Annotated in this window: 22 protein-coding genes; 15 read left to right on the top strand and 7 right to left on the bottom strand. The window is 71.7% G+C overall.

Features of this window, described 5'->3' with window-relative positions:
- Positions 1 to 172 precede the first annotated feature (172 nt).
- Both Dsi01nite_RS34590 and Dsi01nite_RS34585 read left to right on the top strand, forming a co-directional pair.
- Positions 173 to 1,099: an ornithine cyclodeaminase family protein gene (locus Dsi01nite_RS34590; RefSeq protein ID WP_203850552.1), complete on the top strand. Its 927-nt coding sequence runs from the start codon at positions 173 to 175 to the stop codon at positions 1,097 to 1,099.
- A gap of 155 nt (positions 1,100 to 1,254) precedes the next feature.
- Positions 1,255 to 1,590: a nuclear transport factor 2 family protein gene (locus Dsi01nite_RS34585; RefSeq protein ID WP_203850551.1), complete on the top strand. Its 336-nt coding sequence runs from the start codon at positions 1,255 to 1,257 to the stop codon at positions 1,588 to 1,590.
- 13 nt (positions 1,591 to 1,603) lie between these two features.
- Here the strand turns inward: Dsi01nite_RS34585 and Dsi01nite_RS34580 are convergent, their stop codons facing one another.
- Positions 1,604 to 2,131 carry an SET domain-containing protein gene (locus tag Dsi01nite_RS34580; RefSeq protein ID WP_203850550.1) on the bottom strand — a complete coding sequence of 176 codons (528 nt, stop codon included), beginning with the start codon at positions 2,129 to 2,131 and terminating at the stop codon, positions 1,604 to 1,606.
- 16 nt (positions 2,132 to 2,147) lie between these two features.
- The gene (locus Dsi01nite_RS34575; RefSeq protein ID WP_239136387.1) at positions 2,148 to 2,921 is read right to left on the bottom strand and encodes an SDR family oxidoreductase; all 774 of its coding nucleotides are present in this window, start codon (positions 2,919 to 2,921) and stop codon (positions 2,148 to 2,150) included.
- Between the two features lie 165 nt (positions 2,922 to 3,086).
- Here Dsi01nite_RS34575 and Dsi01nite_RS34570 point away from each other — a divergent pair, with 165 nt between their 5' ends.
- Complete coding sequence (locus tag Dsi01nite_RS34570) at positions 3,087 to 3,488, top strand: DUF6069 family protein (protein ID WP_203850549.1); 402 nt, start codon at positions 3,087 to 3,089, stop codon at positions 3,486 to 3,488.
- A gap of 45 nt (positions 3,489 to 3,533) precedes the next feature.
- Here Dsi01nite_RS34570 and Dsi01nite_RS34565 read toward each other — a convergent pair whose 3' ends face one another.
- Complete coding sequence (locus Dsi01nite_RS34565) at positions 3,534 to 4,556, bottom strand: aldo/keto reductase (protein ID WP_203850548.1); 1,023 nt, start codon at positions 4,554 to 4,556, stop codon at positions 3,534 to 3,536.
- 96 nt (positions 4,557 to 4,652) lie between these two features.
- Here Dsi01nite_RS34565 and Dsi01nite_RS34560 point away from each other — a divergent pair, with 96 nt between their 5' ends.
- Positions 4,653 to 5,204 (top strand): TetR/AcrR family transcriptional regulator, encoded by a 552-nt coding sequence (locus Dsi01nite_RS34560; protein ID WP_203850547.1) that lies wholly within the window; start codon positions 4,653 to 4,655, stop codon positions 5,202 to 5,204.
- 83 nt (positions 5,205 to 5,287) lie between these two features.
- Here Dsi01nite_RS34560 and Dsi01nite_RS34555 read toward each other — a convergent pair whose 3' ends face one another.
- The gene (locus Dsi01nite_RS34555; protein ID WP_239136386.1) at positions 5,288 to 6,727 is read right to left on the bottom strand and encodes a DUF1349 domain-containing protein; all 1,440 of its coding nucleotides are present in this window, start codon (positions 6,725 to 6,727) and stop codon (positions 5,288 to 5,290) included.
- Positions 6,728 to 6,813: 86 nt separating this feature from the next.
- On the opposite strand from Dsi01nite_RS34555, the gene Dsi01nite_RS34550 reads away from it, so the two are divergent.
- Genes Dsi01nite_RS34550 through Dsi01nite_RS34540 form a run of 3 tightly spaced genes read left to right on the top strand, consistent with a single transcriptional unit; the run spans position 6,814 to position 10,818 of the window.
- Positions 6,814 to 7,476, top strand: a complete 663-nt coding sequence (locus tag Dsi01nite_RS34550; RefSeq protein WP_203850546.1) for a response regulator transcription factor — start codon at positions 6,814 to 6,816, stop codon at positions 7,474 to 7,476.
- Complete coding sequence (locus Dsi01nite_RS34545) at positions 7,473 to 8,558, top strand: sensor histidine kinase (protein WP_203850545.1); 1,086 nt, start codon at positions 7,473 to 7,475, stop codon at positions 8,556 to 8,558. Before Dsi01nite_RS34550 ends, Dsi01nite_RS34545 begins: the two co-directional genes overlap by 4 nt.
- A 25-nt stretch (positions 8,559 to 8,583) precedes the next feature.
- Positions 8,584 to 10,818 carry a putative bifunctional diguanylate cyclase/phosphodiesterase gene (locus Dsi01nite_RS34540; RefSeq protein WP_203850544.1) on the top strand — a complete coding sequence of 745 codons (2,235 nt, stop codon included), beginning with the start codon at positions 8,584 to 8,586 and terminating at the stop codon, positions 10,816 to 10,818.
- On the opposite strand, the gene Dsi01nite_RS34535 is transcribed toward Dsi01nite_RS34540, so the two are convergent.
- Positions 10,819 to 11,436: a VanZ family protein gene (locus Dsi01nite_RS34535; protein ID WP_203850543.1), complete on the bottom strand. Its 618-nt coding sequence runs from the start codon at positions 11,434 to 11,436 to the stop codon at positions 10,819 to 10,821. It abuts the gene before it with no gap.
- 78 nt (positions 11,437 to 11,514) lie between these two features.
- Between Dsi01nite_RS34535 and Dsi01nite_RS34530 the strand changes: the two genes are divergently transcribed.
- Positions 11,515 to 12,087, top strand: a complete 573-nt coding sequence (locus Dsi01nite_RS34530) for a hypothetical protein (RefSeq protein ID WP_203850542.1) — start codon at positions 11,515 to 11,517, stop codon at positions 12,085 to 12,087.
- A gap of 71 nt (positions 12,088 to 12,158) precedes the next feature.
- Positions 12,159 to 13,451, top strand: a complete 1,293-nt coding sequence (locus Dsi01nite_RS34525; protein ID WP_203850541.1) for a hypothetical protein — start codon at positions 12,159 to 12,161, stop codon at positions 13,449 to 13,451.
- 65 nt (positions 13,452 to 13,516) lie between these two features.
- Here the strand turns inward: Dsi01nite_RS34525 and Dsi01nite_RS34520 are convergent, their stop codons facing one another.
- Positions 13,517 to 15,751 carry a glycoside hydrolase family 97 protein gene (locus tag Dsi01nite_RS34520; RefSeq protein WP_203850540.1) on the bottom strand — a complete coding sequence of 745 codons (2,235 nt, stop codon included), beginning with the start codon at positions 15,749 to 15,751 and terminating at the stop codon, positions 13,517 to 13,519.
- A gap of 326 nt (positions 15,752 to 16,077) precedes the next feature.
- On the opposite strand from Dsi01nite_RS34520, the gene Dsi01nite_RS34515 reads away from it, so the two are divergent.
- The 6 genes from Dsi01nite_RS34515 to Dsi01nite_RS34490 all read left to right on the top strand — a co-directional run bounded on the left by Dsi01nite_RS34515 (position 16,078) and on the right by Dsi01nite_RS34490 (position 22,021).
- Entirely contained in the window at positions 16,078 to 17,385 is a 1,308-nt protein-coding gene (locus tag Dsi01nite_RS34515; RefSeq protein ID WP_203850539.1) for an ABC transporter substrate-binding protein, read from the top strand.
- Complete coding sequence (locus Dsi01nite_RS34510; protein WP_239136385.1) at positions 17,382 to 18,332, top strand: carbohydrate ABC transporter permease; 951 nt, start codon at positions 17,382 to 17,384, stop codon at positions 18,330 to 18,332. Before Dsi01nite_RS34515 ends, Dsi01nite_RS34510 begins: the two co-directional genes overlap by 4 nt.
- The gene (locus Dsi01nite_RS34505; protein ID WP_203850538.1) at positions 18,329 to 19,189 is read left to right on the top strand and encodes a carbohydrate ABC transporter permease; all 861 of its coding nucleotides are present in this window, start codon (positions 18,329 to 18,331) and stop codon (positions 19,187 to 19,189) included. The genes Dsi01nite_RS34510 and Dsi01nite_RS34505 overlap by 4 nt, the downstream gene beginning before the upstream one ends.
- A 100-nt stretch (positions 19,190 to 19,289) precedes the next feature.
- Positions 19,290 to 20,324 carry a LacI family DNA-binding transcriptional regulator gene (locus Dsi01nite_RS34500; RefSeq protein WP_203850537.1) on the top strand — a complete coding sequence of 345 codons (1,035 nt, stop codon included), beginning with the start codon at positions 19,290 to 19,292 and terminating at the stop codon, positions 20,322 to 20,324.
- Positions 20,325 to 20,470: 146 nt separating this feature from the next.
- A complete protein-coding gene (locus Dsi01nite_RS34495) occupies positions 20,471 to 21,292 on the top strand; it encodes a DeoR/GlpR family DNA-binding transcription regulator (protein ID WP_203850536.1) in 822 nt (273 codons plus the stop codon).
- Between the two features lie 30 nt (positions 21,293 to 21,322).
- On the top strand, positions 21,323 to 22,021 hold the full coding sequence (locus tag Dsi01nite_RS34490; RefSeq protein ID WP_203850535.1) for a hypothetical protein: 699 nt from the start codon (positions 21,323 to 21,325) through the stop codon (positions 22,019 to 22,021).
- A gap of 15 nt (positions 22,022 to 22,036) precedes the next feature.
- On the opposite strand, the gene Dsi01nite_RS34485 is transcribed toward Dsi01nite_RS34490, so the two are convergent.
- Complete coding sequence (locus Dsi01nite_RS34485) at positions 22,037 to 22,462, bottom strand: VOC family protein (RefSeq protein ID WP_203850534.1); 426 nt, start codon at positions 22,460 to 22,462, stop codon at positions 22,037 to 22,039.
- Between the last annotated feature and the right edge of the window lie 214 nt (positions 22,463 to 22,676).

The raw sequence follows: 22,676 nt of genomic DNA, 5'->3' as shown, positions 1-22,676 counted from the left end.
TCCGTGGCGCCCGCCCGCGGTCCGTGGCGCCCGCCCGCGGTCCGTGGCGCGAGCCGGCGGTCCGTGGCGCGAGCCGGTGCGAGAATCGGCCGGTGGACCCGCTGCGTGTTTCGACGAGTGATCACGCCCGCCGGGCCGGTGCACACCCGGTCACGCCTGGGTTGGTGCGGCGATGAGCGCGCCGAGGTTCCTGGACGCCGCCGCGGTCCGTGCCGCCTGCGATCCGGCCCGCGCCGTGGAGGCGGTCACCGCCGCGCTCGCGGGCGGGCTCGACCCGGCCGCCGACCCGCCCCGGCAGGCCGTGCCGTTGCGCTCCGGTCAGTTCCTGCTGATGCCGTCCGAGGGTGGCGCGCACGCCGGCATCAAGGTCGCCACCGTCGCGCCGGGCAACCCCGGGCGCGGGCTGCCGCGGGTGCAGGCGTCGTACCTGGTCTTCGACGCGACCACGCTGGGCCTGGTCGCCGTGCTGGACGGCACCGCCCTCACGACGCTGCGCACGCCCGCGGTGTCGGTCGCGGCCGTCGCCTCCCGGCTGCGCGCCGGCACCGGTCCGGTGGCGGTCGCGGTCTTCGGCGCGGGTCCCCAGGCGCACGGTCATGTCGCCACCCTCGCCGCGGCGCTAGCCCCGTTCCGACCGCTCGGCCCGGTCACGCAACTGGTCCGCGATCCGGCCCGGGCCGCCCCGATCGGCGGCGCCACGACGATCACCGTCGACGACCCGCGGATCGGTGACGTGCTGCGCGGGGCCGACGTCGTGGTGTGCGCGACGTCGGCGAGGACGCCGCTGTTCGACGCCGACCTGATCGCCGGCACCGCCGTCGTCGTCGCCGTCGGCTCGCACGAGCCGGACGCCCGGGAGCTGCCTGGCGCGCTGCTCGCCCGCGGCACCGTCGTGGTCGAGGAGGTGGCCACCGCCCTGCGCGAGGCCGGCGACGTGTGCCTGGCCGTGGATGAGCGGGCGCTGCGGGTCGCGGACCTGGTGCCGATGCGTGACCTCGTCACCGACCGCGTCCGGCCGGCCCCGGACCGGCCGTTGGTGTTCAAGAGCGTCGGCATGGCGTGGGAGGACCTGGTCGTCGCCGAGGCGGTCCTGCGATGACGCGACGCGGCTGTCCGGCCTCGCCGGACTCCCGCGAGATCGCCCGCGTCCGCCCCGTGGGGTGATGCCGGCATCCACGGTCCGCTACGTTTCCCGTTGGAGGGCGCCGTCAGCGATCGCGGCACCCGTACCAACACCGAAACGGGGAAACATCGATGTCCGACGAACCGGTCCGCGCCGTCACGCGGTATTTCGACATGTGGAACACCGGCGACACCACGGTCGCCGAGCAGATCCTGCATCCTGACTGGGTCGACCACGCGCACCCCGAGGTCACCGGACCCGCGGGCGTGCGGCAGTCCGTCCAGGCGATCCGGGCCGCCCGCCCGGGTCTGCGGTTCCAGCTGCACAGCGTCCTCGGCGACGAGAAGCTCGTCGCCGCGGTGGGCTCGGTCGGGCAACCGCAGGGCGACTCCCCCGGGCAGCTCGTCTGGCTGGTCCGCTTCACCGACGGCCTGATGGCCGAGATGTGGACCTACCACCAGCGCTGAGCTCGGCCGCTGATCAGTCTTCGTCGATCAGGGCGGTCAGGGCCGGCACCCAGTGCCCGCCGTAGCGGTGCCGGAGCTCGGGCCGGCGCCAGTCGTTGCCGGTCACCTCGCCGCGGCACAGCGGCGAGCCGCATCGGCACGGCATGACGAAGTCCGGGCTGGCCGTGCTGGTCCCGTAGTCGTTGGTGAGCTCCTCGCCCGCCCGGATGTCGCGGCGCGCGACGAGGGTGTAGGCGTCGACCCACCACAGGTTCGGGTCGCAGCCGTGATTGCCCTTGCCGTTCCGGTTGCCCGGCGGCAGGACCAGGTGCAGCGCGCCGGTGACCGTGATCGTGTCGACGTACGGCCGCCCCGGCCGTGTCGCGGCCTCGCGCAGCAGCTCCTGCAGCTGCGGCCAGGTGACGAGCTCGCCGCCGAGCCGCGACACGGCCGTGCCCGCCGCGATCGGCGCCCGGGCGAACAGACCCTCGCCGGCGATCGGCGACGGGCGCACCACCACGTCGTCGTGCAGCCAGCAGTCGGGCTCCGGGGCGGGTGGCATCAGCCGATCCTGCCCGTCAGGCCGAGCCGCCGTTGCTCTTCAGCAGCTGGCCGTTGATCCACAGGCCGCGCGGTGAGCACAGGAACTCCACGAGGTCGGCGGTGTCCTGCGGGGTGCCGAGCCGGCCGAGCGGGGTCTGCCGCAGGCAGGCGGTCCGGATCTCGTCGTCCATCCAGCCGGTGTCGATCGGGCCGGGGTTGATGACGTTGGCCGTGACGCCGAGGTGTGCCAGTTCGTGCGCGGCGGCCAGGGTGATGCGGTCCAGTGCGCCCTTGCTAGCCCCGTAGGGCAGGTTGCCGACGGTGTGGTCGCTGGTCAGCGCGATGATCCGGCCGGCGCCGTGCGGGCCCTGGAAGCGCCGTCCGAACTCGCGGATCAGCAGCCAGGACGCCCGGGCGTTGACGGCGAAGTGCCGGTCGAAGCTCTCCACGGTGGTGTCCAGCAGGCCGGAGTCGACCGACTCCGCGTGGCACATGATGAGCGCGGTCACCGGCCCCAGCCGTTCTTCGGCCGCGTCGAACACGGCGGCCGGGGTGGCGGCGTCGGCGAGGTCCGCCTCGATCGCCGCGCTGCGCCCGTCGAGCGTGGCGCTGATGGACTCGGTCGCGCCGGCCTCGGGGCCCCAGGTCATGCGCTCGTCGTACGGGTGCCAGTAGGAGAAGGCGATGTCCCAGCCGGACGCCGCCAGCCGGTGCGCGATCCCGGCGCCGATCCCGATCGAGCGACCGACCCCGGTCACGAGCGCTACCGGCCGGGCGGTCAAAGACGGATCTTGCACATCGACGGTCACGATCACCGAGCCTACCGCCGACCCGGATCATAAACAGGCCGGCGAACACCAGCCCGGTGTCGAACCGAATTTTCTCGCCGGGCCTGTCGATTGCGGCGGACGTCCGTTCGACCTTGCGGTGAGGGACCGGAACAAGGGCCGGTCCACACCGCATCGGAGGACATCATGACCACCACCGCCGTTCAGGTGCCCGCGACCCGTTCGCTGCTGCTGGCCGGTGTCGCGGCCACGGCCGTGGCCAGCGTCGCCACCGCCGCCGTCGCGGCCGCCGGGCACGCGGCCGGGATCAGCCTCGACATGTCCGGCGCGCCCATCCCGGTGCTCGGGTTCGCCATGCTGACCGCCGTCTTCTCGCTCGTTGGTCTGGGCATCGCCGCGCTGCTGCGCCGTTTCGCCCGGCGCCCGCGCGCCACCTTCGTCCGGGTCGCCGTGGCGCTGACGGTGCTGTCGCTCGTGCCGGACGCCATCGCCGACTCGGCTGCCTCCACCAAGGCGCTGCTGATGCTGACGCACCTGGTCGCCGCCGCGATCGTCATCCCCGCGGTCGCCCGGCGGCTGTCCGCCTGAGCACCACTCGCTGAACGCCTGAGCACCGCTCGCCGCTGCCTGAATTCAGGCGGCGGAGCGGTCGGTGGCCGGGCGGCGGCGCAGGGCCGGGTCGAGCAGCGGCGCGGGCAGGTAGGCCTGGTCGAGGGTGCCGACGTCGGTGCCCGGCGGGACGATCTCGTCGATGCGGTCCAGGACGTCGTCGTCGAGTGCGACGTTGAGGCCGCCGAGCAGGTCGTCGAGCTGCGCTTCGGTGCGGGCGCCCAGCAGGGCGCTGGTCACGCCGGGGTGGGCGATGGTGAACGCCATGGCCAGGTGGGTCATCGGCAGGCCGGCCTCGGCGGCCACGGGGATGAGCTGTTCGACGACGTCGAGGCGGCGCTCATCGTTGAGGTGCCGGAAGAAGCGGGCGCGGCTCAGGTCGTTCGGCCCGCCCTTGCGGACGCGGCCGGTGAGCAGGCCCTGGCCGAGGGGTCCCCAGACGACGGCGCCCATGCCGTAGCGCTGGATGTTCGGCAGCACCTCGCGTTCGATGCCGCGGTTCAGGATGGAGTACGGCGGCTGCTCGGTCCGGAACCGTTCCAGGCCGCGGCGTTGCGCGACCCACTGCGCCTCGACGATCTCGGACGCCGGGGTCTGCGACGAGCCGATCGCCCGGACCTTGCCGCTGTGGACGAGGTCGGAGAGCGCGGACAGGGTCTCCTCGATGTCGGTGTCCGGGTCGGGGCGGTGGATCTGGTACAGGTCGATGTAGTCGGTCTGCAGCCGGCGCAGCGAGTGCTCGACCGCGGTCATGATCCAGCGCCGGGAGGCGCCCTGCTGGTTGGGGTCCTGGCCCATCGGCCGGCTGAACTTGGTCGCGAGCACGACATCGTCGCGGCGTCCCTTCAGGGCCGCGCCGACGACCTCCTCCGAGTCGCCGTAGGCGTCGGCGGTGTCGATGAAGTTGATGCCGGCGTCGAGGGCCTTGTGCAGGACCCGGGCCGAGTCGGCCGGGTCGGTGTTGCCGACGGACGTGGCGAACATGAGCGTGCCGAGCGCGTACGGGCTGACCTTGATCCCGGTCCGGCCCAGTGTGCGGTACCGCATGGATTCCTCCTGCTGTAGCGTGACGGCTAAACGGAAAGCTCTTCCGTTAACCATACGGAAAGTCTTTCCGTTTCGGCAAGGACGCGGAGGACGCCTGTGAAGGAGACCCGACGCGCCGACGCGCAGCGCAACCTCGACGCGCTGCTCGAGGCGACGAAGACCGTGTTCGCCAGGTCCGGGGTGAACGCGCCGGCGAAGGAGATCACCGACCTCGCCGGGGTCGGGGTCGGGACGCTGTACCGGCACTTTCCGCAGCGCTCGGACCTCGTCATCGCCGTCCTGGGCCGCGAGATCGAGGCCTGCGCGGAGTCGGGCCCGCTGCTGAGCGCCGCCAACCCGCCGGCGATGGCGCTCGCGCTATGGATCCAACGGTACGCCGAGCTGGTCGCGACCAAGGTGGGCCTCGCCTCCGCCCTGCACGCCGCCGACGGTGCCCACGAGGCCCTGGCCCAGCACGTCTACCAGCGCGTGGGCCCCGTCCTCGACACCCTCCTGGAGGCCGCGGCGGCCGAGGGGATCCGCACCGACGTCAGCGCCCGCAACGTCCTGCACGCGGTCGGGCTGCTGTGCCAGCCCGTGCCGGGCGAGGGCCCCGAGTACAACCGCCGCCTGGTCGACATCTTCATCGACGGCCTGCGCACCGCCTGAACCGGCGGCGTACGCACCGCCTGAACCCGGCGGCCTGCGCACCGCCTGAACCGGCGGCCTGCGCACCGCCGAACCGGCGGCCGTCACGCGTCCCTGCGCCGGAACAGGACGGCGGCGACGGCAAGGGTGAGCGCGGCGTAGCCGCACAGCACCGCGAGCCCGGCCCACGGTGCCAGCGGGTAGTAGCCGAGCGCGGGCGTGTAGACGCCGTCGACGTGCGCGTACGGCGTGACGGTCTGCTGCACCGCGAAGGCGGCGGCGGGCGTCACCCGGGTCAGCCACAGCGCCAGCGGCGCCGGCGTGAACGGGGTCAGCGCGAGCAGGTACGGCAGCACGGTCACGGCGACGACGATGGTGACCGCGGTCGCGCCGCGGCGCACGATCGTGCCGACGCCCAGGGCGAACACGGCGGTGACGGCGAGGACCGCGGCGGTGCCGACCTCGGCGCGCAGCAGGACCCCGGACGGCACCGGGAACACGTAGACGCCGAGGCCGCGCACCAGCCGCAGCCACACCGGCACCGCGAGCACCGCGGCGGCCAGGGTGGCGGCGAACGTGACGGCGGCAAGCACCGTGGCCTTCGCCGCGAGCACCCTGCCCCGGCGCGGGCTGGCGCTGAGCGTGCCGCGGATCAGTCCGGTCCGGAACTCGGAGGTGATCATCAGGGTGCCGATGACGACGAGCACGACCAGCGCCGGGAAGGTGCCGATGAGCAGGTCGCCGGCGGCGGCGCCGATGGGGACGTCGGCGCGGGTCGCCGGGCCGATGTCGCCGGCACCGGTCACGGTGAACCCGTCACCGGCCGGGGTGTGCCCGCCGGAAGTGCCCGGTGCGTACCCGGCGAAGCCGGCGGTGTGCGCCCCGACCTGCTCGCCGGTCCAGTCGGCCGGGGACCAGTCGCCGGTCAGCCGCGGCGGGTCGAACGCGGCGGTGGCCACGTCGGCTGCCGTGCCGAGCCCCTCCACCCGGGGTGGGCACGCCACGAACAGGCCGGCCCGCACCGTGCCGGCCAGCCCCGGCAGCCGGACCGTGTCCAGCACGCTCCACGTGCTGCCGTCCGTGGACGCCTCCCCGGTGATCACCTCACCTTCGCGGGTCAACCGCAGCCAGCGCACCCCGCCCCCGGCCGGTCCGGCCCGGTCGGACAGGTAGTCGTGCTGCATCCGTACCCCATGCGCACCGGTCATCATGATCGCGGCGTAGCGGGCGCCCAGCTCCGGTCCCGCGCTGATGATCAGCCCGGCCTTCGCCCAGGGCGAGCCGCGCTCGGAGGTCAGGGTGGTGACCGCGACGGTGATGCTGCCGTCGCCGGAGAGGGCGCGGTGCACCAGGTAGTAGGCGGTGTTGACGGGGGTGCCGGCCGGGCCGGTCGGGACCTGCGACGTCTGGTCGGGCGGCGCGCCGCCCAGCCCGACGGCGGGGAACAACGCGATCATCAGGGCCGCGACCGCGACGCCGCGCCACCAGCCCGGCACCGACCGGAACTTGGTCCACTCCGACCGCAGCAGCAGTGCATCACTCATGTCCGGTGTTCTACGCCGCCGGCGGTGACAGCCCGGTGCGTCGCGCTGTCACCGTCCTGTCACCTGCCGCCTGGCACGGTGGCGGCATGAGAGTGCTCGTGGTTGAGGATCACCGGGCGTTGAACACCCTGATCACGGCCGGCCTGCGCCGCGAGGCGATGGCCGTGGACACCGCCCTCGACGGACACACCGCGCTGGAGCAGGTCGCGACGACCCGCTACGACGTCGTGGTCCTCGACCGTGACCTGCCCGGGGTGCACGGCGACGAGGTGTGCCGGCGGATCGTGGCCGGCGGGGCGGGCAGCCGCGTGCTGATGCTGACCGCCGCCGGCACCGTCCGCGACCGGGTCGAGGGCCTCGGCCTCGGCGCCGACGACTACCTGCCCAAACCGTTCGACTTCGCCGAGCTCGTCGCCCGCGTCCGGGCGCTGGGCCGCCGCAGCACCCCGGCCCTGCCGCCGGTGCTGGACAACGGCGACCTGACCCTGGACCCGAACCGCCGGGTGGCGTCGCGCGCCGGCCGGCGCCTCGACCTCGCGCCGAAGGAGTTCGCGGTCCTGGCGCACCTGCTCGCCGCCGGCGGCCGGGTCGTGTCCGCCGAGGAGCTCCTCGACCGGGTCTGGGACGAGGCGACCGACCCGTTCACCACCACGGTGAAGACCACCATCGGTCGGCTGCGCGCCAAGCTCGGCCAGCCACCGGCCATCCACACCGTCCGCGACGGCGGCTACCGGATCGGCGCGCCGTGACCCGCCCGCGGCTGCGGACCCGGCTGGCGCTGCTGCACGCCGCGCTCGTCTTCGCCTGCGGCGTGGTGCTGCTGGCCATGGTGGGGCTGCCGTTGCTCGACACCGGCCACACCACCCCGGTGGAGGGCGCCGGCGGCGCGAACGGCGCCGGCGGCAATCTCGGCGAGCTGCTGCGGTACTCCGCCATCGCGCTCGTCGTCCTCGCCGGCGTGTCGGCCGCGCTCGGCTGGCTGATCGCCGGACGGGCACTGCGCCCCCTGCACCTGCTGACCCTCTCCGCCCGCGGCCTGTCCGCCGACGACCTGGACCGCCGCCTGCGGGTGCCGGCCGCCTACCAGGAGTTCGCCGAACTCGCCGACACCCTCGACGGGCTGCTGCGCCGGCTGCACGAGTCGTTCACCGCGCAGCGGCAGTTCGTCGCCAACGCCTCCCACGAGCTGCGCACGCCCCTGACCGTGCAGCGGACCCTGCTCGAGCTGACCCTCACCGACCCCGACGCCACCGCCGGCACCCTCCGGGAGACCTGCCAGGAGCTGCTGGTCCTCGGCCGGCAACAGGAGCACCTGATCGGTGCGCTGCTCGCCCTCGCCGGCGGCTACCAGGGCGTCGACCGCACCGAACGGGTCGACCTCGCCGACCTCACCCGCCGGATCTTCCTGGACCACGGACCGGCGGCCGGGCGTCGCGGCGTCCACGTCCGCACCTCGCTCGCCCCGGCCGTCGTCGCCGGCGACCCGCGGCTGGCCGCGAGCCTCGTCACGAACCTCATCGACAACGCGCTGCGGCACAACGTCCCCGGCGGGACCGTCGAGGTCTCGACCACGGCCCCCGGCCGGCTCACTGTCAGCAACACCGGTGCCCCGGTCCCGCCGGGCGAGGTCGCCCGCCTGTTCCAGCCGTTCCAGCGCCTCGGCACCGACCGCACCGACCACACCGACGGCCACGGCCTGGGCCTGGCCATCGTCGCCGCCATCGCCCACGCCCACCGCGCCCAGCTCACCGCCCACCCCCACCCGGACGGTGGCCTGCACATCACCGTCGACTTCCCACCCGCGCCCGGTCATCGATCCGGCTCAGGATGACCGCATCCGGTCCGATGTGCAGGGGGTGACGAGGACCTGGCTGGTGTGGTTGCCGTGGGTGGTGTTCGCCGTGCTGGTCGGTTTGCGGCTGAGTGACCCGTTCAACACCACGGCCGCCGGGATGCAGCTGTGCGGGTTCGAGCTGCTCGCGCTCGGCTACCACGTGCGGGCGGCGACCCGGCGCGGGCTGACCCGGGCGCAGCGCCGGCCGTTCTGGCTGATCGCCGCGGCCCTCGCCATGCTCGTCGCCGGCGGGATCGGGTTCTCCATCGTGTTCACCACCGGTGACAAGTCGTGGGGTCCGCCGATGGTGGTGGCGATCGTGGCCCGCACGTCGATCGTGCCGATCCTGCTCGCGGCGCTGCTGTCCTTCGGTGCCGAGCCGATGAACCGGCGGGCCCGGTGGAAGCTCGTCATGGACGTCACCACGGTGCTCGGCGCCGGCCTGATGCTGATGTGGTACCTGGTGCTGGGCCCGGCGTTGTCCGGCGGGCACCTGTTCGACCCGCTGCGGCTCGGTTCGGTGCTGTTCAGCGTCGGCGACGTCGTGCTCCTCGTCGGCGTCGGCACGGTGATGCTGCGCGGTGCGGTCGCCGCGGCGCGGCGGCCGTTGACGCTGTTGCTGGCCGGGACGCTGGGTTACCTGGCGGTCGACACCGCGTTCCTGTACATGTCGATCCGCGACGTCGGCCCGGACGCGGTCATCCCGACGCTGCTGCTGGGCCCGGTCTTCCTCATCCTGCTCGCCTCGGTCCAGCGGCCCGCCGGCACCGCGACCGCCGCGGCCCGGCAGCTGCGCGGCCAGAGCCGGCTGCCGTACGTGGCCCTCGCCAGCGGATACGGGCTGCTGATCCTCGCCGCGGCCCGGGCCGGGCTGTACCCGTGGCTGGGGCTGGTCGCGGGTGCGCTGCTCATGACGCTCGGCGTGGCCGCCCGGCAGATCCTCGCCTCACGGGAGAACTACACGCTCGTCGTCACCGACAGCCTCACCGGCCTCGCCAACCGCCTGCAGCTGCGCACCGACCTCGCGGCCGCCGCCGACCGGCACCGGCGCACCGGCCGGCCCCTCGCGGTGCTGCTCATCGACCTCGACGGGTTCAAGGAGGTCAACGACACCTACGGGCACGAGGTCGGGGACCAGCTGCTGGTCGCGTTCGCCGACGTGCTGCGCCGGTGCGTCCGCGACACCGACGTGCCGGCCCGCCTCGGCGGCGACGAGTTCGCCGTTGTGCTGCCGTCGGTGTCCGGCGCGCAGGACGCGACCCACGTCGCCGAACGGATCCTCGCCGCGTGCCACGAGCCGCTCGTGCTGTCCGGGCACACCGTGCGGCTGCGGGCCAGCATCGGGGTGGCGGTCGCCGAGGACCCCGCCGACGGCGACCCGGCCGACCTGCTGCACCGTGCCGACCTGGCGATGTACGCCGCGAAACGGCACCCGACGCAGCACTGGGTGCGCTACTCCCCCGAGGTCGCCGACGCCCGCTCCGACACGTTCGCCGCGGAGCTGGCCGCGGCCGCGGAGCGGGGGCAGCTGCGGGTGCTGTACCAGCCGATCGTCGATCTGCTCACCGGTGACCTCGTCGCGGTCGAGGCCCTCGTGCGCTGGCAGCACCCGACCCGGGGGCTGCTCGGACCGGACGCGTTCATCCCCCTGGCGGAGCGCAGCGGCGACATCCACGGCATCGGCGCGTGGGTGCTGCGGGAGGCGTGCCGGCAGGTCGGCGCGTGGCAGGCGGACCTGCCCGCGGACCGGTCGCTGCACCTGAGCGTCAACCTGTCGCCGCTGCAGTTGGAGCGGCCCGAACTGGCCGGCTCGGTGCTGGAGATCCTGGACGCCACCGGTTTCGACCCGCACGGCCTGGTCGTCGAGATCACCGAGAGCGCGCTGGTCGACGACCGGTCCGCGGTGCCCCACCTCGAGGCGCTGCGGGCGCGTGGGGTGCGGGTCGCCCTGGACGACTTCGGCACCGGGTATTCGTCGCTGCGATACCTGACGCAGCTGCCGGTGGACATCCTGAAGCTTGACCGCTGTTTCGTCGCCGAGCTCAACGGTGACCCGGCGCGGGCCGCGGTCGCCGAGGCGGTGATCCGGCTCAGCCAGATCCTGCGGATGGACACGGTCGCGGAGGGCATCGAGGACGCGGCGCAGGCGACCGAGCTGACGCTGCTCGGATACCGCACGGCGCAGGGGTATCACTTCGCCCGCCCGCAGCCCGCGGCGGAGATCGAACGACTGCTGCACCAGCCGACCGCCGTGTGATCAGGGCCCGCGCCACCAGGGGCGGGACGCCGCCGCGGCGAGGGCGGCGCCGGCGGCGTTGAGCAGGACGTCGTCGACCGACGACACCCGGTCCAGCCGGAGGACGAACTGCGCGGTCTCGACCAGGACCGAGCAGGCCGCCCCGAGCGCCAGGACGCGTGGCACGGAGGCGAGGGCCGCGAACCGCACCGGCGCGAAGCAGCCCAGCGCCGCGAAGAGCAGCAGGTTGCCGCCGATGCCGATCGACCCCATCGTGACCACGTCCCGCAGCGGGACCAGGCTGACCCTGCCCGGGACGACGCCGGCCCCCGGCCCCGGCAGCAGGGTCAGCCACACCAGCGGCAGCGTCCCGTAGACCAGGCCCACCTCGGCCAGCGACAGCCGCCACGTCGTCCCACGGCGGCGCGACAGCGTCCACACCATCAGCGCGGCCAGCGGCAGACCGGCCAGCATCGTGAGCAGCACGCCGTTCTCCGTGTCGAGGCAGCCGTGCCACCGCCCGGCCAGGCAGGTCGGCGCGGACATCATGAGCGGCTGCCGCACGGTGTACACCGCACACGCGAGGCCGAGGACCACCAGACCGAGGAACAGGCGGCGCAGGGAAACGGAGTGGTTCATGCCCGCAGTGCAGCCGCCGGGCCGTTGCCGGGGCGTATGCGGTTTTGGATACGCCCGCGATACATGGTGTGCTGTGGCGTGGGCATCGATCTGCACAGCATCGCCGTGCCGCTCGGCGCCGATCCGGTGCGGGCGATCCGCGCCGACCCGCAGCTGTGGGAGTCCGCCTGCGACCAGCCGCCGTTCGCGGCGGCGTGGGGCGACGAGCCGCTGCCGGACATCAGCCGGGCGCTGCTCGCCGTCGTGCCGGCCGGCACCGGCTGGGTCGGGCACTTCGGCGACCGTTCCTTCCAGCAGGCCGAGTACCTGCTGGACCCGGCCGCCTACCGGGCGGGTCACGGCGCGCCTTCCGCGGAGTACCGCATCATCGGCGGCGACGAGGTGTTCGCCGGGCACGCCACCAGCGGGCAGGGTTTCCCGTGGCGGTGCTCGTCGGCGGCGTTCCTGGAGGTGGCGGTGCGGCGCGTCGACGCCCTCGACGTCGACGCGGCCCGCCGGGAGTTCTCCGCCGCCGAGATGGTCGAGCTCGGCGTGTACAAGGCGCACGGCGACGAGTCGTTCGACGACGTCCTCGCCCAGTTGCGGGCGTTCGCCGGGCACTGCCGCGCCGTGGCCGCCGCCGGACTCGATTTGATCATCACGCGATACTGAGCCGGATACTCACAGCGGATGAGTACGACGACGGGTTGCCCGCGCACGCCGGGCGCCGGAAGGCTGGCCACGTGAGCGATGTCGATGCCTCGAAGCGGCCCGCGGCCCTCGCCCTCGGCGCGATCGGGGTGTGCGGCGCGGTCGGGGTCGGGCTGGTCCTCGGCCTCACCCGCGTCGGCGCGCCCACGCCCGCGATCGGCGCGCTGGCGCTGCCGACGGTCCTCGTCGCGCTGCTGTGGCTGACCGTGTGGATGACGGCGGCCGGGTCGCCGCTGGCCGGCGCGACCGGCCGGAAGGTGGCGTGGGTGCTGCTCGGCGCCGGGTTCGCCGCCGCGCTCGGCGGGCTCGGGCTGGCGTCGACCGGCGGTCCGGGGCTGGTCCTGGCCGGTGGCGGTGCTGTCGTCGTCGTTGTGGCGGGGGTACTGCTGCGAGGGTGGCGGGCCCGCCTGACGGCGCTCGGGGCCGTGGTCGCGCTGGCCGCGACGGGACTCACCGTGTTCGCGCAGTCCGGGCCGTCGGAGCTGGCGGAGCGGCTCGCGCACGCCGACCCGCCGGTGCAGCGCGACCTGCTCTACGTGGTCAGCATCCCCGGCTACCGCCCGCTCGACACCAGGTACGGCGACGACGTCGGCATCCGCCAGTTCATGCCGGTGGACCCCGCGGCGGTCCCGGCCCAGCGCTGGATCAACATCCTCGAATACGCCCGCGAGTACGCGTACAAGGATCCCGGACCGTGCGGTGAGACGGCCCGCGACTCGGTCCTCCAGATCGCCGAGTGCACGGTCGAGCCCGACGGCTGGATCTACCGGCACGGGGTGGTGCACCACGGGTATGAGGTTATCGTCGGCCAGTCGATCGTCGTGGTCGCCGGCCCGCTCGACGTGGACCAGAAGGTCCTGCGGGCCGCGGCGGCGAAGGTCCGCCCGGCGACCGCGGCGGAGCTGGACGCGCTGGGCTTCCCGGGAGAGCAGCTGTTCACCGCCGAGTCCCCGGGCTACCTGCCGCGCGCCATCGGCATCCCGCACGGGGTCCAGCTGCAGCCGTCCGATCCGGCGGCGGCGCCGCAGAGCATGATGATCGACGTGTACGTCGACTTCTCGGAGCTGCCGTGCGGCGGGTTCGGGACCTGCACGCCGGACACCGACGGCCTGCAGTACCGCCGCTATGAGGACACCTACGGTTACGTGGTGCGCCGCGGCAACCTGAATCTTTACGCGATGGGTGGCGTCGGCGTCGACAAGGCGCTGCTGCGCCAGGCGGTGCTGACCGCCCGCCCGGTGACGGACGCGGAGCTGCTGCGTTCCCTGCCCCCGGTCCCGCACAAGGGCCTGCTGGACCGCCTGCGCGCCTGGCTGCGCACCTGAACCACCCGTGATCCGGAAGACCTTGGGTACCCAGGGGTGCGCAAGGTCTTCCGGATCATGAGCGATCAGCTACGCGCCCACTGCTGGTTGGCGCCGCCGTTGCAGGGCCAGATCACCAGTTTGGTGCCGTTGGTCGTACCGCCGCCGAAAGCGTCGAGGCACTTGCCTGAGCCGGTCCCGACGACCGTGCCGTTGCTGTTGATCGTCCACTGCTGGTTGGTCTGGCCGTTGCAGTCCCAGATCTGCACCGCCGCGCCGTCCGCGGTCGAGTTGCCGGCGACGTCGAGGCACTTGTTGCCGTAGACCTGCAGCTGCTTCGACGCGGTCGCGTTCCAGCGCTGGTTGGCGCCGCCGTTGCAGTCCCACAGCGCCACCGGGGTGCCGCTGACCGTGGTGTTGTTGGGCACGTCGGCGCAGCGCCCGGACTGCACGCCGCGCAGGGGCGAGCCGACCAGGGGCGCGCCGCAGGTGGTCAGGCCGGCGGTGTACGGGCACACCACGGACGCGAACCCGCCCCGCTCCAGCAGCGGCACCGACAGGGTGTCGGCGTTGGTGACGGTCCGGGTCTCGCGCAGCAGGTTGCCGCCGTTGTCCCGGACGGTCTCGAGCAGCCACTGGCCGGAGCCGAGGAAGCTCAGCGGCGTGGTGTAGGTCTTCGCGGGCAGGTTGGTGACGCCGGCGACGTACCACTTGCCGCCGTTGCGGCGGGCGAAGTACGCCTCCTGGCCGGGGCGCCCACCGAGCAGCCGGGTCTCGTCCCAGGTCGTCGGGATCTGGTTGAGGATGCGCATCGCCTCGGGCTGCGACTCGTAGCTCTCCGGGTTGTCGCCGAGGTGCTGCCAGCCGGACTCGAAGACGATCGAGGTGGCCAGCTCCTGCGCCCGGGTGGTGTCCCGGTTGTACGGGCTGAAGATGACCGGGGTGTAGTCCATGCTGCTGATGGCGTTGCGGGTGAAGGGCAGGATCGTGTTCTTCTCGGCCCGGAGGAACTGCTCGGCGCCGTGCACGGCCTCGGCGGTCATGACGTGCGGCCAGGTGCGCTGCATGCCGCGCGGGGTGGCCGAGCCGTGGAAATTGATCATCAGTTGGAGCTCGGCGGTGCGGGCGAGGATCGCGTCGTACCACTGCAGGGTCGGCTGGGTGAACTCGAAGGAGAAGTCGACCTTGACGCCGGCCACGCCCCAGCCCTTGATCAGCGGCAGCCACTGCTCACGCTGCGCGGAGGTCCACAGCTGGTTGGAGTTGAACCACAGGATCACCTGCACGTTGCGGTCCCTGGCGTACTGGACCACGCTCGGCGCCCAGCTCTGCTGCCAGCCCTCGTCGATGAGGACGTAACCCCAGCCGTTGCGCGCGGCGAAGTCGATGTACTGCCGCTGCCGGTTCTGGTCCGACGGGCTCGAGTGCTCGGTCAGCCAGGACCAGGTGACGGTGTCGGGCTTGACCCACGAGGTGTTGCTGACCCGCGACGGCGCGGACAGGTCGTCGACGATCGTCGAGGTGGTCACCGCGCTCAGCGAGCCGACCGCGGCGGTGCGCCACGGCGTGGAGAGCGGCCGGTTGGCGGTGATCGAGCCGCTGTCCAGCAGGGCGGTGAACGTGCCGGAGCCGTTCTGGTGCTGCAGGCTCATCGCCGCGTACCGGCCGTCGAGGTCGGCCTCGGCGACGAGCGCGAACTTCCCGGCGACGTCGAACAGCGCCGGGTTGCGGAAGGTGCCGGTGGCCGCGGCGCCGGCGGTCGCCTGCAGCGGGTAGCCCTGGTCCTCGCGGTGCGACGGGAGCAGCCAGCTGTTGGTGTTGGTCGGCACGGACCACGACGACGTCTCGCGCTGCACGGTCACCGAGCCGGTGCCGGGCAGCACGTAGCGGTAGGCGGCGCCGCCGTCCGAGGCGCGCACGACGACGTCGAGGCGGGCGCCACCGGTGCCGGTGAACGACAGCGTCGACTCGTTGTAGGTGGTCGAGCGGTTGCGCTGCTTGCCGGTGGTCATCGAGTACGCCTCGGTGACGGTCCGGTTGGTGCGCGCGGTGAAGGCCAGGCCCTTGCTGAGGTCGGCGGCGCTGGTCACGATGCCGATCGGGGACGGGGACAGCACGGTGCTGCCCTGGTTGGACACCGCGAAGCTCAATGTCCCGTTGTCGTTGAGGGTGACCTGGGCGGAGGTCGGCGAACCGGCGGACGGCCCGGTGACGGTCCAGGTGGTGGCGGCCGACGCCGGGGCGGCGGCGATCGTGATGGCGGTGCCGATCATGGCCGTGACCAGCACGGCCCGCAGCAACAAAGGTTTGCGGTGGCGCATCAACGTCCTCCGGGGTTTGGCGGAACCTGCGGACGGGGTGGGGCCGGCGCACGTCGCAGCGTTGTGACTGCGTTCGGATGTCAACGTTGTCAACACTCGTCGTTTGATTACGTTGGTACATGCGCGACTCTGAGCCATTGAACATCTTGATCATGTTGCTGTCAAGGTCGCTTGTGCAGGCGAAAGTTCTCCGAAACTGGCTCTTGACAACTGCGACACCTTGTCGATTGGCTGTGGTGACTTTTGAGCGCCCTAGTTGGTTCGTGTTGAAACGTGGTTTCAAGATTTCAACCTCACCCCTCCGCGCCTCCCACCTGGAGATACCCATGACAGATCCGCGACTGTCCCGCCGCTCCGCGCTGAAGGGCCTCGCCGGGGCGTCCGCCCTGTTCGGTGCCCCCGCCCTGCTCTCCGCCTGCGGCGACGACAGCGAAAAGCCGACCGCCAACACCGGATCCGCGACGGACCCGATCACGTTCGGCTCCAACTACTCCGACGACGCCACCAAGACCGCGTTCGCCGCCCTGACCTCGGCCGCGACGACGTCGACCAAGGTGCCGATCACCGTCAACACGGTCGACCACAACACGTTCCAGAACAACATCAGCACCTACCTGCAGGGCACCCCGGACTCGCTGGCGACCTGGTTCGCCGGCTACCGGCTGCAGTTCTTCGCCGCGCAGGGGCTGCTCACCCCGATCGACGACGTGTGGGAGAAGATCGGCGGCAACTTCAACGACGCCGCGAAGAGCCTCTCCAAGGGCATCGACGGCAAGTACTACCTGGTGCCGCTGTACAACTACCCGTGGGTCGTGTTCTACAACAAGAGCGTCTTCGCCGCGAAGGGCTACCAGGTGCCGAAGACCTGGGACGACTTCATCGCCCTGTGCAAGAAGATGAAGACCGACGGGCTGATCCCCATCGCGTTCGCGGAGAAGGACGGCTGGCCGGCGCTGGGCACGTTCGACATCATCAACCTGCGGGTCAACGGCTACGACTACCACATCAAGCTGATGAAGCACGAGGTGCCGTGGACCGACCCCGGCGTCACCGCGGTCTTCGACAAGTGGCGGGAGCTGATGCCGTATCTGCAGAACGGCGCCAACGGCCGCACCTGGCAGGACGCCGCGAAGGCCCTGGAGAACAAGCAGGCCGGGATGATGTTCCAGGGCTCCAACCAGGTCGCCGCGAACTACGCCCCGGCGAACCTGGCCGACCTGGACTTCTTCCCGTACCCCGTGATCAACCCGACCTACGGCCAGGACTACATGGACGCCCCGACCGACGGGTTCATGCTGCCGAAGAAGGGCAAGAACACGGCCGCGGCGAAGGCGGTCCTGGAGTACATCGGCACCGCGGCCGCCGAGACCAAGTTCCTGGAGACCGACCACTGGGACGTCGGCCTCGCCAACGGCCTCGTCGCGCCGACGTACAACGAGATCCAGAAGAAGTCCGTCGCGGAGATCGCCAAGTGCAAGAACGTCTCCCAGTTCATGGACCGCGACACCGTGCCCGACATGGCCACCGCAATGATCAAGGCGATCCAGACCTTCGTGGACAGCCCGACCGCCGAGACGGTCAGCTCGATCCAGAAGAGCGCGGAGGACCAGGCCAAGACGATCTTCACCAAGTGAGCGTCAGTCGCTTCAATCGCCGCGACGGCCTGGTCGTCGCGGCGATGCTCGGCGTTCCACTGATCATCGACGCGGCGTTCATCTGGCTGCCCGCCCTCGCCTCCGTCGGGCTGTCGTTCACGAAATGGACCGGCGTCGGCGGCGTCCAGCTGAAGTCCTGCGACTCGCTGCCGTCGGTGCCCGGCATCCCGCAACCCGGCTGCCTCAACGGCGTCGACAACTACAGCCAGGCGTTCACCACCTACCCGGACTTCTGGCCGGCCGTCCAGCACAACATCATCTGGCTGCTGGTCTTCGCCGGCTTCGCCACCCCGCTGGGCATGCTCTTCGCCGTGGTCATCGACCGCGGCATCCGCGGCTCACGGATCTACCAGAGCGTGCTCTTCCTGCCGGTGATGCTGTCCCTGGCCCTCATCGGCATCATCTGGGAGCTCATCTACTCCCCCAACTACGGCCTCATCAACTCCGTCATCGGCCGCACCGCCGACGACAACCTGATCGACTGGCTCGGCGACCCCTCGCTGAACCTGTGGGCGTTGCTGGTCGAGGCCTCGTGGCGACAGGCCGGCTACGTCATGATCCTGTACCTGGCCGGCCTCAAGGCCGTCGACCCGGCGCTGCGCGAGGCGGCCCAGATCGACGGCGCCACCGGCTGGCAGACCTTCTGGCGGGTCATCTTCCCCGCCATGCGACCCATCAACATCGTCGTCATGGTCGTCACCGTCATCGAGTCGCTCCGCGCCTTCGACCTGGTGTACATCACCTCCGGCGGCAACCCGCTCAAAGGTCTGGAACTGCTGTCCGTCGCCGTCACCCAGAACATCGTCGGCGAGACCCAACGCATCGGCTTCGGCTCCACCCTCGGCGTCATCCTGCTCGCCATCTCGCTCGTGCCGATCACGATCTTCCTGTACCAGGCGTTCCGGCGTGAGGAGTCTCCGAAATGAAGCCCTCCCGGCTCAGCAGCGCCGCGGCCCAGGTGTTCATGGTCGTGATGCTGGTGCTGTGGCTGACCCCGGTCGTGTTCGCCCTGTACGTGGCGCTCCGGCCGATCGCGGAGACCAACGAGCACGGCTACGTGTCCCTGCCGCGCAGCCTCACGCTCGACAACTTCCGCGCCGCGTGGACCCAGTCCGACATGTGGCACTTCTTCCTCAACTCGCTCTACATCACCGTCCCGGCGGTCCTGCTGACGCTGTTCCTGGCGTCGTCGTTCGCCTACGTGGTGTCCCGGCTGCGGTTCCGCTGGAACATCGCGCTGCTCATCCTGTTCACCGCCGGGAACCTGCTGCCGCAGCAGGTCATCATCACGCCGCTGTTCCGGTTGTACCTCGCGATCCCGCTGCCGCACTGGCTCAGCGAGAGCGGCCTGATGTACAACTCGTACCTCGGCCTGATCGTCATCAACGTCGCCTTCCAGCTCGGCTTCTGCGTCTTCGTCCTCAGCAACTACATGAAGACGCTGCCCGCGGAGCTCGACGAGGCGGCGATCGTCGACGGCGCCGGTGTCTGGACCCGCTACTGGCGGCTCACCCTGCCGCTGTGCCGGCCGGCGCTCGCGGCCCTCGCGACGCTGCTCACCACCTGGATCTACAACGACTTCTTCTGGGCCATCACGCTCATCTCCACCGGCGACAAACGTCCCGTCACGTCGGCCCTGGCCAACCTGCAGGGACAGTTCGTCGCCAACCAGAACATGATCGCCGCGGCCGCCCTGATCGCCGCGATCCCGACCCTCATCGTGTACGTCGCGCTGCAGAAGCAGTTCATCGCCGGGCTGTCCCTCGGATCCACCAAGGGCTGACTTCGTTGCCTTGCCGTCGGCCGTTTGTTTCCTGGAGGGACCGCGCATGATCGCATGTCTCCCTGCGAGCGGCCGACGGCGCGCTGGCATACTCTGCGCCATGACCGAGGACGCTCCAGGCCCTCACCGGCCCGGGCGTCCCGGTCTGGTGGAGGTCGCCGCGCGCGCCGGCGTGTCCATCAAGACCGCGTCCCGGGCGCTGAACGGCGAGGGCTACGTCGCCCACGAGACCCGCCAGCGCGTCCAGCAGGCCGCCGACGAGCTGGGGTACCGCGCCAACGGCATGGCTCGCGAGCTGCGCCTCGGCGGCAACACCTCGACGCTGATCGGCATGCTCGGCGGCGACCTCGGCAACCCGTTCTACTCCAAGCTGGCCAGCGGGCTGGAGCGCGAGGTGCGCTTCCGCGGCCTGCAGCTCGTCACCGTCAACACCGACGAGGACACCCGCTCCGAGCAGCGGCTCACCGACGCACTGCTGGAACGGCGGGTCCGCGCCCTGGTCGTCGCCTCCACCCTGCCCTCGCACGAGCACCTCGCCGCCGAGCACCGTCACGGCATCCCCTTCGTCTTCGTCGACCGCCCACCCGTCGGCCTGTCCGCGGACGCCGTGCTGCTGGACAACCGCGGCGGCGCGCACCAGGCGGCGGCGCACCTGCTGGAGCTGGGCCACACCCGCATCGGCATCGTCGGTGACCTGTCCCGGCTCAGCACGAACCAGGAACGCGTCACCAGCTTCGGCGCGACCCTGCGCGCCGCCGGCATCGCCGACTGGCGGGAGCACCTGATCGAGGACGCGCACGACGTGGACACCGCGCAGCGGGCAGTCTTGGATCTGCTGCGCCGGGACCCCGCACCCACCGCCATCTTCACGACCAACAACCGGATCACCACCGGCGCCCTGCGGGTCCTGCACCGGCTTCCGGCGCCGCCGGCGCTGATCGGCTTCGACGAGCTCGACATGGGCGACATCCTCGGCGTCACCGTGGTCACCCACGACCCGGAGAACATGGGCCGGCAGACCGCCCGCCTGCTGCTGGAACGCCTGGACGGATATGCCGGCACGGCCCGCTGGGTCATCCTGCCGACCCGCCTGATCCCGCGCGCCTCGAGCCGCCGCCCACCGGGGACCGGCTGACCTGACTTCTACTGCCCGCGGCACCCGCTTTTCGACCGGACAACAATCCTTTGCAGGCCGAGACCAACAATCGCGCCGGATCGGTGGACAACGTCAGCGTCGCCATGACAACGTTGCCATGCAGCGGCACGGGAAAGGACGGACCGATGCTGGCATCGGCACGGCAGGTCGCCATCCTCGAGATCGTCGACCGCGACGGCGGCGCGCAGCTCCGGCAGCTGGCCGACCTCTTCAGCGTCTCGCCCGGCACCATCCGCCGCGATCTGACGATGCTCGACGAGTCAGGCCTGGTGGCCCGGGTGCACGGCGGCGCCGTGCGGCGCCCCGGCACCGCCCGTGGCCGCAAACCGCTGCGTTCCGCCGTGCTGGTGCAGCAGACCGCCCGCGCCGCGGTCGCCGCCGACGCCGCGTGCGTGGTGGCGCCCGGCACCGTGGTCGCGCTGCCGGCCGGCCCGATCTCCGAGCTGCTCGCCGAGCATCTCACGACGGTGCCGGAGCTGACGGTCGTGACGTATTCCCTGCCGGTCGCCCAGGCGTTCCGGGCCCACCAGCGCGACGACCAGACCCTGATCCTCACCGGCGGCGTCTTCACCGGCACGCAGGGCCTGACCGGCCCGCTGGCGGCACGCACGATGCACTCGCTCCGCGTCGACACCGGGTTCGTCGAGTTCGACGGGATCGACCTGAACGGCCGGCCGGCAAACGTCGACGCGGGCACCGCCGAGCTCAACCGCGCCGTGCTGGCCACCGCGGCCCGCGTGGTCTGCTACACGGATCACACGGCGTGGCACCGGGTCGCCGCGCACGAGGTCATCACCGGCGCATCGGGCGTGGTGCTGCTCGTCGACGCGCACCTGCGGCAGGAAGCCCGGGGTGACCTCGCCTCAGCCGGCATCCGCGCCGTCGTCGCCAGGGGGACCGGCACCTTCCGGGCCCTGACGAGCTCCTCAATGCCGGCCGGTGGCTGACGACCGGAGCGCGACCGGTAGCGTGCATCGATGCGGTCAGCGGCGGACCTTCGGCAGCGATGGCTCGACGTCCTGCCGAGGATGATCACCAGGCCAGGCATGTGGGCCGCCGATGGGCCGGTCTTCGACGTCCTGGCCCGCGGACTGATCGAGGACCTGTGCTTCCTCGACGAACGCGATCAGGACCTGGACGATGTCCGCGCGGTGCTGCGCGGTTACGGCAAGTTGGGTGTCGTCGGACCCTTCCTCGCCCTGTTCGGGAAGGATCGAAACTGCGTGGCCGAGGTCGCCTCGGTCTTCGCCGAGCAGTTCCACCGGCTGGGCTACCTTCCCGCCGAGCGGCTGCTCGACGCAGGCGAGTGGGACCGCCTCACCGGCGGCATCCGCGAGCGGTTCGACGGCCACGACGTGCGCCGCAGCGAGGTCGAGGCCGACTTCGGATCGCCGAGCCTCATCATCGAGAAGCGTGTGCTCTGCTACGCCCCAGCTGACATGTCCGGCTGGGTCTTCATCGACTGCTTCGCCGAGCACCACGACGAGTACGTGCCGGGGGCTGGACGCTACGAGTGGCAACGAGATGCCGATCCCCTGGTGCGTGCGGTTCGCCGCCCGGCCGGGGACTTCGAGTCGGGCCTCACCCTGACGCTCTACGGCAAGGTGCTGCGCTGGGGTCCGGGCTGGTGGCTGCACCATCCGGAGGGTCTGCCCGACGAACACCAGGCGATGTAGGGGCCCAGCGGCGAGTCAGCTGTCCGTGGCGGTTCGGGGGGCGCTGACACGCAGGACGTTTCCGTCCGGGTCGTGGAGGCGCATCTCGTACATTCCCCATGGACGCCACGTGGGAGGCTCGGCAATCACCGCCCCGTGCTCTGTCCATTCCTGGAACAGCTGGTCCACCTGCGCCGATGTGTGAACGTCGAGGTGCAGCCGGGTGGTATGGACGCCCGTGGTCTGCGTCAGCATGATCTGCGCCCGGTCCCGTCCGACGAGTGCGGTCCCTGGTTCGCCTGGTTCGGCGAGCTCGCCGGCCTGGAGGAACCGGGACCGGCGGTCAGACCAGTGCCAACCGACATGAAAGCCCAGGCAGGAGCGGTAGAACTCCAGGCTGACCCGCAAATCGTCGACCAGGAGGTTCGGCCGGCAGTCGAAGATGGCTTCCGGATCACTCATCGGCGGCAACTCCCGTCCAAGGCCCGTTCCACAACGAACCCGGGCTGTCGTTCTAAAGTCTAGGGTTGTGCATGCGCCTGTCCCGCCGCGCGTTGTCGACACCGCGGGAAGCCCGCTCGAGCGGCTCTGTGCGCATCGAGGAGTGGCCGTGCCGCCGGACGGGCACCTGCTCGAGCTTGCGGTGACGCTCCAGATGCGGCCCGCCGACCTGCTT

The sequence above is a fragment of the Dactylosporangium siamense genome, assembly GCF_016862795.1.
Lineage (GTDB): Bacteria > Actinomycetota > Actinomycetes > Mycobacteriales > Micromonosporaceae > Dactylosporangium > Dactylosporangium siamense.
The sequence above is the reverse complement of the archived record's forward strand: the minus strand, read 5'-3'. Positions and strand labels throughout refer to the sequence as shown.

Bases quoted from the DNA above. Each gene is read 5' to 3' on its own strand.
- Dsi01nite_RS34550 (WP_203850546.1), top strand. From the start codon at position 6,814: ATGAGAGTGCTCGTGGTTGAGGATCACCGGGCGTTGAACACCCTGATC.
- Dsi01nite_RS34570 (WP_203850549.1), top strand. From the start codon at position 3,087: ATGACCACCACCGCCGTTCAGGTGCCCGCGACCCGTTCGCTGCTGCTG.
- Dsi01nite_RS34520 (WP_203850540.1), bottom strand. From the start codon at position 15,751: ATGCGCCACCGCAAACCTTTGTTGCTGCGGGCCGTGCTGGTCACGGCC.
- Dsi01nite_RS34500 (WP_203850537.1), top strand. From the start codon at position 19,290: ATGACCGAGGACGCTCCAGGCCCTCACCGGCCCGGGCGTCCCGGTCTG.
- Dsi01nite_RS34515 (WP_203850539.1), top strand. From the start codon at position 16,078: ATGACAGATCCGCGACTGTCCCGCCGCTCCGCGCTGAAGGGCCTCGCC.
- Dsi01nite_RS34535 (WP_203850543.1), bottom strand. From the start codon at position 11,436: ATGAACCACTCCGTTTCCCTGCGCCGCCTGTTCCTCGGTCTGGTGGTC.
- Dsi01nite_RS34485 (WP_203850534.1), bottom strand. From the start codon at position 22,462: ATGAGTGATCCGGAAGCCATCTTCGACTGCCGGCCGAACCTCCTGGTC.
- Dsi01nite_RS34565 (WP_203850548.1), bottom strand. From the start codon at position 4,556: ATGCGGTACCGCACACTGGGCCGGACCGGGATCAAGGTCAGCCCGTAC.
- Dsi01nite_RS34490 (WP_203850535.1), top strand. From the start codon at position 21,323: ATGCGGTCAGCGGCGGACCTTCGGCAGCGATGGCTCGACGTCCTGCCG.
- Dsi01nite_RS34555 (WP_239136386.1), bottom strand. From the start codon at position 6,727: ATGAGTGATGCACTGCTGCTGCGGTCGGAGTGGACCAAGTTCCGGTCG.
- Dsi01nite_RS34580 (WP_203850550.1), bottom strand. From the start codon at position 2,131: ATGCCACCCGCCCCGGAGCCCGACTGCTGGCTGCACGACGACGTGGTG.
- Dsi01nite_RS34585 (WP_203850551.1), top strand. From the start codon at position 1,255: ATGTCCGACGAACCGGTCCGCGCCGTCACGCGGTATTTCGACATGTGG.
- Dsi01nite_RS34505 (WP_203850538.1), top strand. From the start codon at position 18,329: ATGAAGCCCTCCCGGCTCAGCAGCGCCGCGGCCCAGGTGTTCATGGTC.
- Dsi01nite_RS34590 (WP_203850552.1), top strand. From the start codon at position 173: ATGAGCGCGCCGAGGTTCCTGGACGCCGCCGCGGTCCGTGCCGCCTGC.
- Dsi01nite_RS34495 (WP_203850536.1), top strand. From the start codon at position 20,471: ATGCTGGCATCGGCACGGCAGGTCGCCATCCTCGAGATCGTCGACCGC.